20 protein-coding genes and 1 pseudogene are annotated in these 11,853 nt (G+C 62.0%); all 21 read right to left on the bottom strand.

All coding sequences use genetic code 11. The features are described 5' to 3' along the window. Window positions 1–33: 33 nt before the first annotated feature. Window positions 34–327, bottom strand: coding sequence for a hypothetical protein (locus BJQ17_RS14640; RefSeq protein ID WP_070096241.1), 294 nt, complete (start codon window positions 325–327; stop codon window positions 34–36). Beyond that, window positions 320–712, bottom strand: coding sequence for a Bbp16 family capsid cement protein (locus tag BJQ17_RS14635; RefSeq protein ID WP_070096240.1), 393 nt, complete (start codon window positions 710–712; stop codon window positions 320–322). The genes BJQ17_RS14640 and BJQ17_RS14635 overlap by 8 nt, the downstream gene beginning before the upstream one ends. Before the next feature lie 10 nt (window positions 713–722). After that, window positions 723–1,718 (bottom strand): major capsid protein, encoded by a 996-nt coding sequence (locus BJQ17_RS14630; RefSeq protein WP_070096239.1) that lies wholly within the window; start codon window positions 1,716–1,718, stop codon window positions 723–725. Between the two features lie 16 nt (window positions 1,719–1,734). Then, window positions 1,735–2,400 carry a hypothetical protein gene (locus BJQ17_RS14625; protein ID WP_175442741.1) on the bottom strand — a complete coding sequence of 222 codons (666 nt, stop codon included), beginning with the start codon at window positions 2,398–2,400 and terminating at the stop codon, window positions 1,735–1,737. After that, window positions 2,397–2,762, bottom strand: a complete 366-nt coding sequence (locus BJQ17_RS14620; protein WP_070096238.1) for a Gp49 family protein — start codon at window positions 2,760–2,762, stop codon at window positions 2,397–2,399. The genes BJQ17_RS14625 and BJQ17_RS14620 overlap by 4 nt, the downstream gene beginning before the upstream one ends. Before the next feature lie 2 nt (window positions 2,763–2,764). After that, the gene (locus BJQ17_RS14615) at window positions 2,765–3,070 is read right to left on the bottom strand and encodes a hypothetical protein (protein WP_070096237.1); all 306 of its coding nucleotides are present in this window, start codon (window positions 3,068–3,070) and stop codon (window positions 2,765–2,767) included. Next, window positions 3,071–4,759 carry a portal protein gene (locus BJQ17_RS14610; protein ID WP_070096236.1) on the bottom strand — a complete coding sequence of 563 codons (1,689 nt, stop codon included), beginning with the start codon at window positions 4,757–4,759 and terminating at the stop codon, window positions 3,071–3,073. Between the two features lie 2 nt (window positions 4,760–4,761). Then, window positions 4,762–5,025, bottom strand: a complete 264-nt coding sequence (locus BJQ17_RS14605) for a hypothetical protein (protein WP_070096235.1) — start codon at window positions 5,023–5,025, stop codon at window positions 4,762–4,764. Between the two features lie 11 nt (window positions 5,026–5,036). Beyond that, window positions 5,037–6,494, bottom strand: coding sequence for a terminase large subunit domain-containing protein (locus BJQ17_RS14600; protein WP_070096234.1), 1,458 nt, complete (start codon window positions 6,492–6,494; stop codon window positions 5,037–5,039). Then, window positions 6,454–6,960: a terminase small subunit gene (locus BJQ17_RS14595; protein WP_070096233.1), complete on the bottom strand. Its 507-nt coding sequence runs from the start codon at window positions 6,958–6,960 to the stop codon at window positions 6,454–6,456. Before BJQ17_RS14595 ends, BJQ17_RS14600 begins: the two co-directional genes overlap by 41 nt. 9 nt (window positions 6,961–6,969) lie before the next feature. After that, complete coding sequence (locus BJQ17_RS14590) at window positions 6,970–7,422, bottom strand: lysis system i-spanin subunit Rz (RefSeq protein ID WP_070096232.1); 453 nt, start codon at window positions 7,420–7,422, stop codon at window positions 6,970–6,972. 11 nt (window positions 7,423–7,433) lie between these two features. Next, window positions 7,434–7,898 carry a hypothetical protein gene (locus tag BJQ17_RS14585; protein ID WP_256559673.1) on the bottom strand — a complete coding sequence of 155 codons (465 nt, stop codon included), beginning with the start codon at window positions 7,896–7,898 and terminating at the stop codon, window positions 7,434–7,436. Further along, a complete protein-coding gene (locus BJQ17_RS14580; RefSeq protein WP_070096231.1) occupies window positions 7,895–8,122 on the bottom strand; it encodes a hypothetical protein in 228 nt (75 codons plus the stop codon). The genes BJQ17_RS14585 and BJQ17_RS14580 overlap by 4 nt, the downstream gene beginning before the upstream one ends. Then, window positions 8,119–8,631, bottom strand: a complete 513-nt coding sequence (locus tag BJQ17_RS14575) for a glycoside hydrolase family protein (protein ID WP_070096230.1) — start codon at window positions 8,629–8,631, stop codon at window positions 8,119–8,121. The genes BJQ17_RS14580 and BJQ17_RS14575 overlap by 4 nt, the downstream gene beginning before the upstream one ends. Continuing rightward, window positions 8,628–8,873, bottom strand: coding sequence for a holin (locus BJQ17_RS14570; RefSeq protein WP_012271404.1), 246 nt, complete (start codon window positions 8,871–8,873; stop codon window positions 8,628–8,630). Before BJQ17_RS14570 ends, BJQ17_RS14575 begins: the two co-directional genes overlap by 4 nt. A gap of 174 nt (window positions 8,874–9,047) precedes the next feature. Then, the gene (locus BJQ17_RS14565; protein WP_139139783.1) at window positions 9,048–9,677 is read right to left on the bottom strand and encodes a hypothetical protein; all 630 of its coding nucleotides are present in this window, start codon (window positions 9,675–9,677) and stop codon (window positions 9,048–9,050) included. A 37-nt stretch (window positions 9,678–9,714) separates the two neighbouring features. Next, window positions 9,715–10,077 carry a DUF1064 domain-containing protein gene (locus BJQ17_RS14560; protein ID WP_070096228.1) on the bottom strand — a complete coding sequence of 121 codons (363 nt, stop codon included), beginning with the start codon at window positions 10,075–10,077 and terminating at the stop codon, window positions 9,715–9,717. Continuing rightward, window positions 10,070–10,555 carry a hypothetical protein gene (locus BJQ17_RS14555; protein WP_070096227.1) on the bottom strand — a complete coding sequence of 162 codons (486 nt, stop codon included), beginning with the start codon at window positions 10,553–10,555 and terminating at the stop codon, window positions 10,070–10,072. Before BJQ17_RS14555 ends, BJQ17_RS14560 begins: the two co-directional genes overlap by 8 nt. Next, entirely contained in the window at window positions 10,552–10,707 is a 156-nt protein-coding gene (locus BJQ17_RS31675; protein WP_175442740.1) for a hypothetical protein, read from the bottom strand. Before BJQ17_RS31675 ends, BJQ17_RS14555 begins: the two co-directional genes overlap by 4 nt. Next, on the bottom strand, window positions 10,704–11,453 hold the full coding sequence (locus BJQ17_RS14550; RefSeq protein WP_256559672.1) for a hypothetical protein: 750 nt from the start codon (window positions 11,451–11,453) through the stop codon (window positions 10,704–10,706). Before BJQ17_RS14550 ends, BJQ17_RS31675 begins: the two co-directional genes overlap by 4 nt. Before the next feature lie 73 nt (window positions 11,454–11,526). Then, a pseudogene (locus tag BJQ17_RS32570) lies at window positions 11,527–11,673 on the bottom strand (hypothetical protein); the annotation flags it as partial. Window positions 11,674–11,853: the final 180 nt, after the last annotated feature.

Here is an 11,853-nt window from a genome sequence, read left to right as displayed (position 1 = left end):
CCCGAAGGGCCCTGGATGGTTGGTGGTGCTGACTTAGGCGTCAGATTGGCTGGCGGCAATGAGCCGGTCAGCCTCGGCCTGAGCCTCTTCCTTGCTGGCGCCGACGAAGTCGCCGACCTTTTCGCCGTTAGCGTCAACGACGATCCAGCGGACACCACCGTTGTGCTTGGCGGTGAATGCAGCTGCAGGGCCGCCCTTATCGTCTGGCGGGTCCAGAAGCTCAAGGTTGGAACCTGGCGAGTCGATCATCAGTGAAACTTCGGCTCCTGCATCAAGCAGCGCACCGTTGATGAACGAACGCTCGAGGACGCGATAGCGCTTAACCATTGGTCTGTACCCCCGCAACGATGCCGGCGGTGACCTTGCCAGTGGTTGGCGCGGTACCGGTCACGGTGTAGTTCATGCGCAGATAACGCTCGGTCTTCTGCGGCAGCGTGATGATCGGCGTCTGGTAGCCGGCTTTGAGGTCGGCCAAGGGAACAACCACCGAGAACAGGCTGCGCGGCGAGCTGAACGCCGAGTTGTCGTCGGCTTGCATCTCGATGGTCAGGCTGGTCAGGGTGTTGAAGGCCTCGACCACCTGGATGCACAGCGGGATATCGCCGGCGCGGCCCACGTCTTTTTGGTCACCGCGGTCGATAACGTCGGTCGAAGCCGCCGAGGCAGTGATCGCCTGGGCGTTCGACATGAGCAATTTCTTGTCGAAAAGCATGATGATCTCCTTAAACCACGCGGGATTCGGTGTTGAGCAACTCGTCGCAGCGCTTGATCGGGATGCCCAGCAGTTCTGGGATCTTGCGGCCGGCGTACTCACCCAGGGTGAGGTTGACGTTCTTGGCGTTCATCGCCTGCTTGTGCAGGAACGTCTGGATGGTGCGGTTCGCGTAGATCACGGTGCGGCCTTCGCCCTGCATCGGGTTGTCGACCAGGTAGTAGGCAGTGATCAGGCGGTCAATCAGGTCAGCGCCAGCCGATGCATCCTTGGTCAGCTGGGTGACATCGATGTTTGCTACGCGGACGTTTGCGCGCCAGTCGCGTACCGACATACCGAGGTCCCACTTGAAGTAGTCGCGATATGCCTGGAACTCGCCACCAACATCGTCCTTGACGGTTTCTTCGCCCTTGAACTGGTGCTGGAACCCGGCCACGCTGCCTTTCGGATACAGCAGATGGGTGGTGAGCTCGCCCCAGGTGACGATCCAGATCGATGTGTTGGTGGACCCGGTGCCGCCAGCGTCAACGATGTTGCGTCCGGATTCAGCGGACAGCGAGTTGTAGCGCGGCGACAGGCCCAGGAACGCCTGCGGCTCGGTCTGAGTGTTGCCGTAGAACATGTAGCGAGCGGCTTTGTTGTTGAAGCCCTGCAGCTTGCCCAGGTTCTCGGAGGCGCGGAAAGCATCGGCGTTGCCGCTCAGGTCGGCCAATTCCTTATCGACCAGGCCGTAGTCGGTCATCATGCCGGTGGTGTCGAGAACCGGGATAGTGGTCGACTTGCTTGGCTGAACGCCCTGGTTGTACATGCGGAAGGTCGGCTCAGGAATGCCGGAACGCATGGTGGTCTTGTGCTTGGAGCCGTCATTGCACTCCTGATACTCGGCATCCATCAGGATGTCGTTCTGTCGAGCCATGAGCTCGATGATCTTCATGATTTTCTTGTCTTTATCTTCCCGGCTGAACTTATCGATCAGCGTGGGCATGGTCGAGGTGAGGATTCCCACTTGTTACTCCTTTGCCTTACCGGAAGGCGTCAACGATGGTCATTTCGGTTTTTGGGACTTCGGTGGTGGTGCGGTGCAGCTTGCCCTCGCCCAGTTCCTTGCCGACCTTGTGGAAGAAGCGAACCACTTCCGGGTGAGTGCCCAGGCCAGACTCGCTAAGCATCGCGCTCAGCTCGGGGGTGCCGTACGCAGCCAGAGCCTGTTGGGCGATAGCAACGTTGGCGTCGAAGTTGGCACCACCGAACTCGGCATCGCCGCGCAGTGCGGTTTCCCACTCGCCTACCTGCTTGTTGCGGAACTCGATGGCCTGCTGCTGGCTTGCCTCTTGGGCCGCCAGGGATCGCTGGGCATCGAATGCAACGAGCTTGTCCGCCTGCTCCTGGGTCAGGCCCAGTTCCTTCAGCACTGGCGAGAACGCGGCCAGCTGCTCTTCGCTGATGGAGTAGCCTTCGGGCAGGTTGGCGAACGCGTAGGACTCAGGAACTACCGTTGCGGCAGCCTGCTGCTCTTGCTGGGCTTGCTGCTGGCTCTGGTCGGCAGCCTGTTGCTGCTGCTCAGTGCCTTGCGACTGTTCACCCTCTGTACCGCTTGCGGTTGTGGTAGCGGACCCAGACTGTGCCCCGTCAACATTTGCTTCATTCATGAGGTAGTGGCCGAGACGGCCGTGCACGAACAGGCTCATGCTTCACCCCCTGCCAGCTTGCTGCGCAGCTCGTAGCCCATCAGCGGCCAGACCTTGGCCACAGCATTCTCACGGGCGATGCGGCGGCCGATCTCCGGGTCGAAGTTTTCCGGGCTGGCACAAGCGCTCTCCCCGGTCACCGTGAAGCCGTTGCGCAGCACCAAAACGCAGAAGGTCAGCAGGTCAAGCGATGACTCGTAAGCACTGCGATCCTTCCCAGCGGCCAGGGCCGCACCATGCGCACCATCGCCAGCAGTGAAGTAGTGCTCGCAGACGATGTTGGCCTTGATGTCGTCAGGCTTGATACGCGGAGCGTTGAGGCCCTTTGCCTGGATCTGTTGCTCGATTGCTTTGTCGTTCATGGTCATTCCTCGCTATTGACCGTGGTGTTTTCCCGCACCATCAGCAGGTACTGCTCAGGGCACAGGGTTCTGATCTCGTCGGCTATGGAACGGCCAACCTCGTAGGCGCCGATCAGGTAGCTCTGGCGGCCGCCATGGGTATCGAAAAGGGTCTTCTGGCTTTCGAAGCGGGTATCAACCAGCAACCGCCACACGAAGCGGCGACCGGTCTGTGTGGCCATCTGGGCCCGCACATCGGCGATGCGTTGCTGTTTCGCCAGGCGCGCCCCGTCCTCCCGCAGTTGCGAGATGTCGTCTTCGTCGAACATTTAGGCTCCGAGCATCTGGCCGAGCGCGTTGTCGCCCGTGATCTGGGTTTCGGATAGGAGTTTTGCGGCCTGTACGCCGCTGGCCATGGCCTGCTGGGCCTCTGCTTGCTGTTGCTGCTGGGCGCGCTGCTCGCGGATGGCGGCGACCTCTTCATCACCACGGATGACGGTAGGCACAACGCCAATGGCTTCGCCGTACTCGTCCACCCACTGATCGGCGTCGAACTTGTCGCGGACCTCAGGGAATGCGGCAGACAGGTTGCCGATGGTCGAAGCAATGCGCTCCAGGCCGGTGACAGCAGAGGCTTTCTGCGCCTGGGCCAGGATCGAGATGTAATCGGCTTCAACTACGGTGTCGCCGATCTCTTCCGGAGGCTCAGGCAGCAGCGGGTCACCATCGACAAGGCCGGCCCAGATCGGCAAAGACTGGCGCAGCATGATGCCGAACACGCGCTCAATGATCGGGTCCAGCCCCTCAAAGTCCACGCGCTCGACGACCGGGCCGAGCATGGACATCTTCTCTTCGCGCCTGGCGTTGATCTCGGTTGCCGTCCGGACGTCGTCCATCTGGCTGATCATGAGGAACAGGTCGGTGTAGAACGAGCGGCGAATGCGTGCTTCGTGCTTGCCGATCTTGGACTCGATGAACTGCAACCACTTGGCGTCAGGGGTGTAGATCGGCGCCATCTGGTTCTGGCCGCCAACCTGGTCAACGTAGGTTATCGAGCCGGGCGTGGTTGAGCTGGCCTGGCCACGCAGATTGGTGGGCGCCTGCATTGCCGGGTTCGCGCCGGTCTCGACCAGACGCGCTGAGTTGCGCTCGTACAGCTGCAGGGCCTTGATGTCGCCGATGCAGCGACGCCCTGGCCCAGTGCCGTAGCAGTCACCGGGCAACGCATCCCATCGCATGACAGCAACTGGGAATTCGTGGAAGCCCTTGTGCTCGAGCACCTTGTCACCTGGTGCAGCCTTCTCCCATACCAGCGACACGAATGGCAGCATTCGGCTGACCTTGGAGCCAGGCACGTGGTCGGCGTTCGGCTCGACCATCTGCACGCAGTCAAACCACTGATCCTGCTGCGACTGCGCCAGGGCGTTCTGCGCCTGGGTGCTGAGGTTTTCTTTACCGAAGCGCTCGGCCATCTGGGCAGCTGTCAGCTTGAACTCGCGGTAGAAGCTGTTGCACTTGCCGTCGGCGCCGTTGGCTACGTAGTACTCGCCAGCAGTGAACACCTCGCAGCGGATACCAGTGCGCGGATCAGCGTCGATCCAGATGGCGCCGGTACCGAACACGCCCATTTCGAGGTAGGAAACGTGCTGGCAGTTGTAGTAGTTGGAGCGCAGCAAGACGTCGCGCATGCGCTCGGAGGCCTCAAACAGCCAGTCCTTGACCGGGCCGAACTCCATAGCCCGCTTATCCTGCACAACCAGGTTGAACCACGGACGAGATCGAGAAGTGAGGCCGGACATCATGCCGGCAGCGAGCGAGCCGCTGTCTTCGGTTGCCTCGTTGTTGATGATCTTGCTGCTTCGACGGTCACCTTTGTTGACCTGATCATCGCCCAGCAAGCGAGAGCGCATGGGCTGGATGAAATCTGACAGCTCGCGCCAGTTCGCCTCCCAGGACGTGCGCTCAGTTTTGAGCATGCCGAGACGCTTCTCGGCTCGTTGGCGCAGGGTGTCAGCCATGATTATTGGCCCAGCAAGGTCTTGGTGGCGGTTGGTGCCGCGGCCGCGCTGGCCCCGCCAAGGATGGTTGACGACAGCCCGGCTGCCTTGGCGCGGCGGCGCTTGTCATCGGCAAAGCCCTGGGCATCGGCGTTGGATACGTCGTTGGTGTCCACCTGGTCGGCCGTGGTGGTTTCGGTCTTCGGTGTCTCGAAAGAATCGCCGAGCACTTTGCCGGCAAGGCCCAGCGTGGCGACGTTGGCCACGGCTTTCGCTGCTCCGCCCATGGGTTGAGTCCTCAGTTGAAAGGGTCGTAGTGGGATTGATGCGTGCCGTGCGTAACCGGCCGGCACTGGAACCGCTGACGGGCGAAGCGCCGCATCATGTAGGCGTACCGCGCCGCCGAAAGGATGTCGTCTTGAAGCTTGACGATCCGGCCCTTCTCGTCACGGTGGTAGTTCATCTTCTCTTCGAAGAAGCCGCTGAGGTGGCTGAACACCTTCCAGCGGCCAGTGGTCATGCGCTCATACATCTGGACGAGGCCGGCTTCCACGCCTACGCCGCCCTCTGGCCAGGTGGCGTGCTCGGGCAGCATGTTCCAGCCGGCATCGACGTAGGCCTTCTTCTGCTCGTCGCCTGAGGACTTCTCGGACTGCAAGCCGTCGCTTGGCCAGGCGGTGGGCACGTGCTGCGCCCAGGACTTGATCGAGCCCCAGGCTGTGACAGGGGTGACCTTCGACATCTTCCAGGCATGAGCGACGTAGACAATGTCAGCCTCCATGTCGATCCACAGCTGCACGTGCGCCTGCGGGTGATCCCAGCCGAAGTCACAGCCGTTGATGACCCAGAAGTGGTCGGGGCATGGGAACGGGGCGCACTTTATGTCGTCGTCGCCGAAGTCGAAGATCAGGCCGGTGCCGAGCAATGGAAGCCCCTTTGTCCGCATGTCGCGCTGCCAGGCCGGGTATGCACTGAGCAACTCGGCCTTGATTTTGTCGGTGAGGTGCGGCGCGTCATCCCACGTCGCACGCTGCATGTACTGGCCTTCGCCCGGGTCGTCCATGAACTTGACGACCAGTTCGGTTCGACCGTTCTCAGGGGTGAAGGTCAGGATCCCCCGCCCGCCTCGCCCACGGTCGCCTGTGGCGGTCCGGGTGATGACCTGCGGGTAGATCTCCTTGTCTTCGGGCTCTTCGTCGATGTGGTACCAGTCAACGCTATCGCCCATGATTGCGTGCTGGCCCTGGCTGTAGGACCAGAACTGCACCGTGGCTACATCACCTGACGCATGCATCACGCGGATCTCGCGCATCGCGCCTGGCGTACCACTGGCTGACAGGTGACCAACGATGCGGTCAGCCGGGATCAGCCCTCCCGACCACTTGCCGTTTTCGTAGGTGCCGAACAGCGGCTTCTGCAGCAGGTCGCGGGTCTTCTCCATGGAGTAGCCGAGCAACCAGCACAGCGGCGCGTGGTTGAACCGATGCCCTTCCCAATCCGCCGGGTAGTCGCCGAGCAGGTGTACAGCATCGATCGTCAGGCCGGTGCGGGTCTTGCCGACCCGGTTACCCGCCATGAGCATGCAGGACGAGAAATCAGCCGTAGCCCTGACGAACTTGAGCTGCCATTCGTAGAGCGATTCGAACTGCAGCAGGTACTGGCGCTGGGCATTGCGCCGCTTTCGCTCCTCCAGCAGCGCGAGCAGCTCATGCTTCTCAGCCCTGGTTGCCGGAGAGCTTGGCGATACGGCGTTCAAGTTCTTCGTCCGTCATGTCCGTGAAGTTGATTTCCCCGGTGTGGTTCACCTGCTCCCGGAACGCATTGACGTTGACGTGCTTGCCGATCAGTTCAAGTGCACGCAACTTGTCGTGGAACTTGACCTTGCCGGTCTTCATGTCCACTTCCTTGACCATCTGGCGCCAGATCAGGGGCCACTGCCGAATGGGCATCAGCTTGCCGTCGAGGTCGAAGATGTCGGCCAGGTCGAGCTGGTCGATCTCGGTGAGCCGTTGCAGCACGTAATCGGCATCGACCTGCAACCGCTTGTTCCGCTCGCCCATGGCCTGCTCGATTGCTTGGGCAACCTCCGGCAGTTGCATGAGCTGGTAGGCCTGGTCCTTCGCCCCCTTCTTCGCGTATCCGGCCCTGATCGCTGCCTGGGTGGCGTTCAGGTCCACCAGGTACTCAGCCACAAACCGGTGGCGCTTCACGGTCATGGCCATGGAAATTCCTTACTGCGCGATGGGGCAGGCCTTGCTGACCCAGTCCTGCAGGGCTGTCAGTTGGCGGATGGCGTCGTCGCCGTCGTTGGCGATTCGGACAATTCGTTCAGCAGCCGCTGGGTCAAGTTCGGCTCGCGCTTCTGCATGACCCACGCCGGCGGCGGTGGAAGATCCTGGGGTGCTGCAGCTGGTGGCGAGGACTGACAGCCGGCGCTGGCCAGCAGCGACATCAGCACGAAGGCTCGCATTGGTCTGGTTCGCACGTTCGCGCTCCTGGGTGTGTTGGGTGTCGAGGTCGGCCAGCAGGCGGATGGTGTTGCGCCGGGACCCGGCAGCTGCCTCAAGGGTCTGCACCTGCTGGGTGGCCTGGTCCAGTGCCACGGACTGCGCCTCGATCTTCTGCCAGCCGGCGTAGATGACCACGCCGCATGCGACAAGGCCGGCCACCAGGTAGTTGGTCATGGGCTGCCCCGTCAGCGGAACTTGGCAGCGCGGGTGTTGAGGATGCCCATGTAGAGCACCATCGCATCGGCCTGCATCTTGAGCAGCTGCTGCTCGTCATCGGGAAGGCTGGCGTACAGGGGTGTAGCCAGAAACGCTTCCAGCTTGGTGACGCGGTCGGACAGCTGCTCCAGCTCAGCGACAACGCGCTGCTGGTGCGGCGGCAGATGGCCTATATCCCCAACGGCCACATAGCCGGCGTCGAACTGGGCTTTGGGCGACCAGCTGATGTAACCGGCATGACTTGGGTGGTTTGGCGCACCGCCGTCGGTGTATTCGACCAGATAGCCTTCGTCGGCTCCGTTCTCGTCTGCTGGCAGGTCCCAGCCTCGGTATTCGTTATACGCCAGGCGGGTCATCGCCAAAGCCATGACGATCTTGGTGCCGATGTAGTGCTTGGTCATTTCCGGTGCCTCAGGGGTGGTGGTGGAATTCATCGCGCATACCAGGTCATCTGGTAGCAGCGTGCGTCAGCGGGTATCTCGGCCATGGGCCAGCGCAGGCAGTCCATGTGCTTGCGATCCGGCCGGTTGCGGTTCACCCGGAGCGTCTGGACGAGGTACGCGGACCCGGCGGCGGTGGTGATGAAGTCACCGACAGCGATGCCATCGGCGCCATCGACGTACAGCTTGCAGGGCGTGTACGGCTGCTTCCGGCTCATCGCTGAACCCCCATGCACTTGGCGTGGCGTTCAAGCTGTCGAGTCCAGACCCCAGCGCAGCGCTTGTTGCCTGGGGTGCTGCAGTCATAGCCGGCAGCGAACTTGTACTTGAGCAGGTCATTGCAGGCCTGAGCGTAGTTGCCGGCCAGCAGGTCGCGGCGCATCGAGGATGGCCGCCAGTTGCCCATGCCGTATTGGCCAACGAAGTCCATGTACAGGTCGAACTCGTCCTGGTGCAGCTTCACGCCCGGCAGGCTGGCGGCAAACTGCTTCTCGGCCTGGCTGTTGAGGGCGCGGGCCAGAACATCGGCGCGCTGGCGGGTGATGGTGTCGCCCATCTTCACGGGTGTGCCGTCCTCCCACCTGGTGGAGCCGTGGCCGATGGTTGGAACGTCGCCCTTGGTGGGGATGACGGCCACGTCGGTAAAACCCTCGCTGGCCTTCCAGGCGCCGAAGCCGGCCAGGCTCACGGTCAGCAGGCCTACCGCCACCCGGTTGCGCACGCTCATCGCTGGCATTGCTCACGCAGGGCCTGGATACGGGCCTGGCTCTCTGCCGCCTCCCGGCGATCCTTGCGGATCTGGAAGTACGTGTTGACCAGGAAGCCGATCAAGGCGATGGCCACGCCGGCAAAGCCAACCCAGTTCACCTGGGACAGCCAGCCGACAAAGCCGGTACTGGCGCCGACGAGCATGCCCTTGTTCGCCACCGAGGCGCCGACAGCTTCAACGATGCCTTCCGGTTTCGACATGCTATTGCTCCTGACTGGGGCTTTCATGGGGCCTCCAGAAACGCAAAACCCCGCTCGATGGCGGGGTCTGGAATTATTCGTGGGCAACAAAAAACCCGCTCAAATGGCGGGTTTATGTGTTTTGGGTGCTGCTTCGCACCGTGGGAAAATCTTGCCAAAACCCGCACATCGCTGTCAAGCGGCCTCTCTTTCCTCGCTCAGCACTCGTCCCACTGGACGCAGGCACATGCCGTCGATGATCCCGGCCTGGTCGAACATCAGCTGCACCAGCCAGCCCCACTGGCGGCCCCAGTTGCGGCTATCCAGTTCGACACCGTGGTTGTCGGCCAGCCACTCCCTGAACACCCACTGGGCAGCCATCGGGTCAGGATTGGCGCCCATGCCGCCCTGAACCATGTGTCGGTACCGGACCAAGACACCACGGGCAACCCACCACTCGCGGCTGTACGGCCTGCACGTGCGCTTGTCGCTCCGCCCTTTCAGCGCCAGGTGCACATGGCCGGCCAGTTTGGCCAGCGCCACTTCCTCCCAGTTGTTCGACACCTCGGTGGTAATGACGGGGGCGTACAGGTGGTGGCCGAACTGCTGGTAGTCCTCGGGCAGGCTGGCGATGGCGTGCTGCACCCTCCCCGCCAGCGCCATGTGGGCGCATTTGCCCGTGTTCTCCCAGCGCTCGGGCCGGGTCTCGTTAGCCACGTACCCGCGCTTGGCGAGCTTTGCCCCCTCCAGCCCGTGGTGCATGACGCTGTCCCAGGGCGTGTAGAACGCGTCGTGCCATGCCAGGCGTGCGCTTCCAAGTCTCATACTGCCCCCTTGCGTAGTTCCGCGTAGATCATGTGAATCAGAACTCTTGGAATGCCCAGCCACCGCCAGACTTCTTGGTCTTGGCCGTGACGGCGATGATCTTGAACGGGTACATGCTGGCGGCGACCTTGGTTTTTACCTTGGCGTCGTCAGTCCAGAAGCCCTTGACCTCATGCAGCTGCATCTCACCGTTGGCGAGCATCACTGCGAAGTCGGGCGTGTAGAACGTGTTGTCGGCCAGGCGCAGCTTGATCCCCTCGAACTTGAACCAAGCGACCTGACCAACGAACTGGCGGTCTTGTAGGTATTCCTGGTATGCGGCCTCGGTCTTGTTCATCTCGCCTGTTTTGAGACGGCCAAGGGCCTGCATGCGCTGCGTACCGTTGCGTCGGTCAACCATTGGCCACCTCCACAGAACGCTTGGCCTTCTCGGCCAGGGTTTTCACCACGTGCACCAGCGTGTGATACACCGGCCCGGGGACTTGCTTCGGGTCGATGTTGGTGTTCGCCAAGAACCACTTCACCGCCCGGAAGTACTGCGACTTCTGGCGGCGACCGATGGAGACGTAGCGGCCCAGGGCCTCGCACTTGGCTTGAAGTTCGGCGTTCTCGGCCTTGAGCTTGTCGCGCTCCACGAATGCATCGCGAAGTTGCCCAAGACATGCCTGGTAACGGTCATGCCATTGGTTGCTGACCTGAACCATAAACCTCGACCAGCGCCGCTCTTTCTCGGCCTCTTCGATCAGCGTCAACACCGCTTCCGGTGTCAGCTCGCTGTACAGCTCCGATAAGCGTCGGTCTTCTTCAGCTTCGTCTGCGCACTTGGCTGGGTCACAGGCCAAGGCCATTGCCTTGATTTCCTGCATGTCGACGCTCATGCCCTTTTCTCCTTGACCATGGCGTTCAAGCAGGCTTTGCAAGTGACGCTGCTGCGCTCTGGAGTGAACTGAGTTGCCTTCACCAGGCGCCCGCACTTGACAGCAATCAGACCGAGCATGGCCATGCGGTGCCACATATGGATTTTGTTCATGCCGGCCTCCGAATGCCGAGCTTGGCCAGCAGCAGAGCGCGTGCGGCCTTTGGGTCTGTAGGGATGTTCTGTGCCGCGATCAGGTCGCGGGCTTCCTGGTGGGATCGAGCCAGCTGGGCCTTCATGCCGCTGTCATGCTCGATGCCCTGGGCGATCCTGCCGTCGAGTGGCTGGGCGTTCTGGGCGCGGCGCTGGACGATGGCGTAGTTGCGCTCGAAGCGCTGACGCAGGGCCTTGTCGCTGTGCTTGGCGCTGCGCAGATCGAACGTGCCGGTAGCTTCGGCTGCGACCTTCACCGCTTCGTGGCTGTACTTGCCCATCAGGGCTTCGGTCCAGGCTTGGTCAACGGGCGGCAGGCCTTGCACGTGCAGGCACATGGCCCGGAAAACGTTCGCCGGTGGTGGCCAGTCGAATTCGGTTGCCCGGTCCAACAGCTGCTGCAAGCCGCTTGCGAGCTGACGGCCAGTCAGACCGCCCAAGATCCTGGCCCAGCTGTGGTTCTGGTCAGCCAATTCGCCAAAACTCGACGTCCAGCGGTGGCCGTACATCTCCGACATCTTCAGCCACAGCTTGTCCAGCAACACCTGCGGCAGCTTGCTCTCGTTGCTGTCGTTCAGCGATTGCTGCGCGGACGCGGCCGGGTGCTGAACGATCTTCGCGCTGGTGTCGACCGTTTTGCCCAGCAGGTCCTTGACCCCGGGCACGTTGTTGATTGGCTTCTGCGGTGGCAGGTCCTTGTGATCCATGGGTATACCCCCCGGCTTGCGCCTGGCGAATGTGGTGTTTCAGGTGGCTGACGAGTTGTTGCTCCCACTGGGCCTGTGTCTGCTCGCGCTCGGGGCGAACGTGCCAGTAGGTGCGGAAGGCGGCCAGAATCTCCGAGGTCAGCGCTGTGACCGGGACGGAGTTGGCGAAGGCGAAAGCTTTGAAGGTCTTGGGCTGTGGCTCCCAGCCTTCGAGTGGCATGGCAAACGCGCCGCGCGCGTTACCAGTACTAGTGCTTTTAACGGATATCGGAGGTAGGTTGCTGATCAGCGATTCGGCTGATGCTGATGTGGTTGCTGATCCGTTAGCTTCATCGCTGGAGGCCTTGTATTCCGTTAGCTCTGGCGATTCTTCTGTTGGTTGTTGATGTGGTTGCTGATC

Source organism: Pseudomonas sp. NBRC 111139, assembly GCF_001753955.1.
In the GTDB taxonomy this organism is placed as follows: domain Bacteria; phylum Pseudomonadota; class Gammaproteobacteria; order Pseudomonadales; family Pseudomonadaceae; genus Aquipseudomonas; species Aquipseudomonas alloputida.
The sequence above is the reverse complement of the archived record's forward strand: the minus strand, read 5'-3'. Positions and strand labels throughout refer to the sequence as shown.

What these genes read in the sequence shown, in the direction of transcription:
- BJQ17_RS14640 (WP_070096241.1), bottom strand. Translation starts at nt 327, where the DNA reads ATGGTTAAGCGCTATCGCGTCCTCGAGCGTTCGTTCATCAACGGTGCG.
- BJQ17_RS14635 (WP_070096240.1), bottom strand. Translation starts at nt 712, where the DNA reads ATGCTTTTCGACAAGAAATTGCTCATGTCGAACGCCCAGGCGATCACT.
- BJQ17_RS14625 (WP_175442741.1), bottom strand. Translation starts at nt 2,400, where the DNA reads ATGAGCCTGTTCGTGCACGGCCGTCTCGGCCACTACCTCATGAATGAA.
- BJQ17_RS14620 (WP_070096238.1), bottom strand. Translation starts at nt 2,762, where the DNA reads ATGAACGACAAAGCAATCGAGCAACAGATCCAGGCAAAGGGCCTCAAC.
- BJQ17_RS14615 (WP_070096237.1), bottom strand. Translation starts at nt 3,070, where the DNA reads ATGTTCGACGAAGACGACATCTCGCAACTGCGGGAGGACGGGGCGCGC.
- BJQ17_RS14610 (WP_070096236.1), bottom strand. Translation starts at nt 4,759, where the DNA reads ATGGCTGACACCCTGCGCCAACGAGCCGAGAAGCGTCTCGGCATGCTC.
- BJQ17_RS14605 (WP_070096235.1), bottom strand. Translation starts at nt 5,025, where the DNA reads ATGGGCGGAGCAGCGAAAGCCGTGGCCAACGTCGCCACGCTGGGCCTT.
- BJQ17_RS14595 (WP_070096233.1), bottom strand. Translation starts at nt 6,960, where the DNA reads ATGGCCATGACCGTGAAGCGCCACCGGTTTGTGGCTGAGTACCTGGTG.
- BJQ17_RS14590 (WP_070096232.1), bottom strand. Translation starts at nt 7,422, where the DNA reads ATGACCAACTACCTGGTGGCCGGCCTTGTCGCATGCGGCGTGGTCATC.
- BJQ17_RS14585 (WP_256559673.1), bottom strand. Translation starts at nt 7,898, where the DNA reads ATGAATTCCACCACCACCCCTGAGGCACCGGAAATGACCAAGCACTAC.
- BJQ17_RS14580 (WP_070096231.1), bottom strand. Translation starts at nt 8,122, where the DNA reads ATGAGCCGGAAGCAGCCGTACACGCCCTGCAAGCTGTACGTCGATGGC.
- BJQ17_RS14575 (WP_070096230.1), bottom strand. Translation starts at nt 8,631, where the DNA reads ATGAGCGTGCGCAACCGGGTGGCGGTAGGCCTGCTGACCGTGAGCCTG.
- BJQ17_RS14570 (WP_012271404.1), bottom strand. Translation starts at nt 8,873, where the DNA reads ATGTCGAAACCGGAAGGCATCGTTGAAGCTGTCGGCGCCTCGGTGGCG.
- BJQ17_RS14565 (WP_139139783.1), bottom strand. Translation starts at nt 9,677, where the DNA reads ATGAGACTTGGAAGCGCACGCCTGGCATGGCACGACGCGTTCTACACG.
- BJQ17_RS14560 (WP_070096228.1), bottom strand. Translation starts at nt 10,077, where the DNA reads ATGGTTGACCGACGCAACGGTACGCAGCGCATGCAGGCCCTTGGCCGT.
- BJQ17_RS14555 (WP_070096227.1), bottom strand. Translation starts at nt 10,555, where the DNA reads ATGAGCGTCGACATGCAGGAAATCAAGGCAATGGCCTTGGCCTGTGAC.
- BJQ17_RS31675 (WP_175442740.1), bottom strand. Translation starts at nt 10,707, where the DNA reads ATGAACAAAATCCATATGTGGCACCGCATGGCCATGCTCGGTCTGATT.
- BJQ17_RS14550 (WP_256559672.1), bottom strand. Translation starts at nt 11,453, where the DNA reads ATGGATCACAAGGACCTGCCACCGCAGAAGCCAATCAACAACGTGCCC.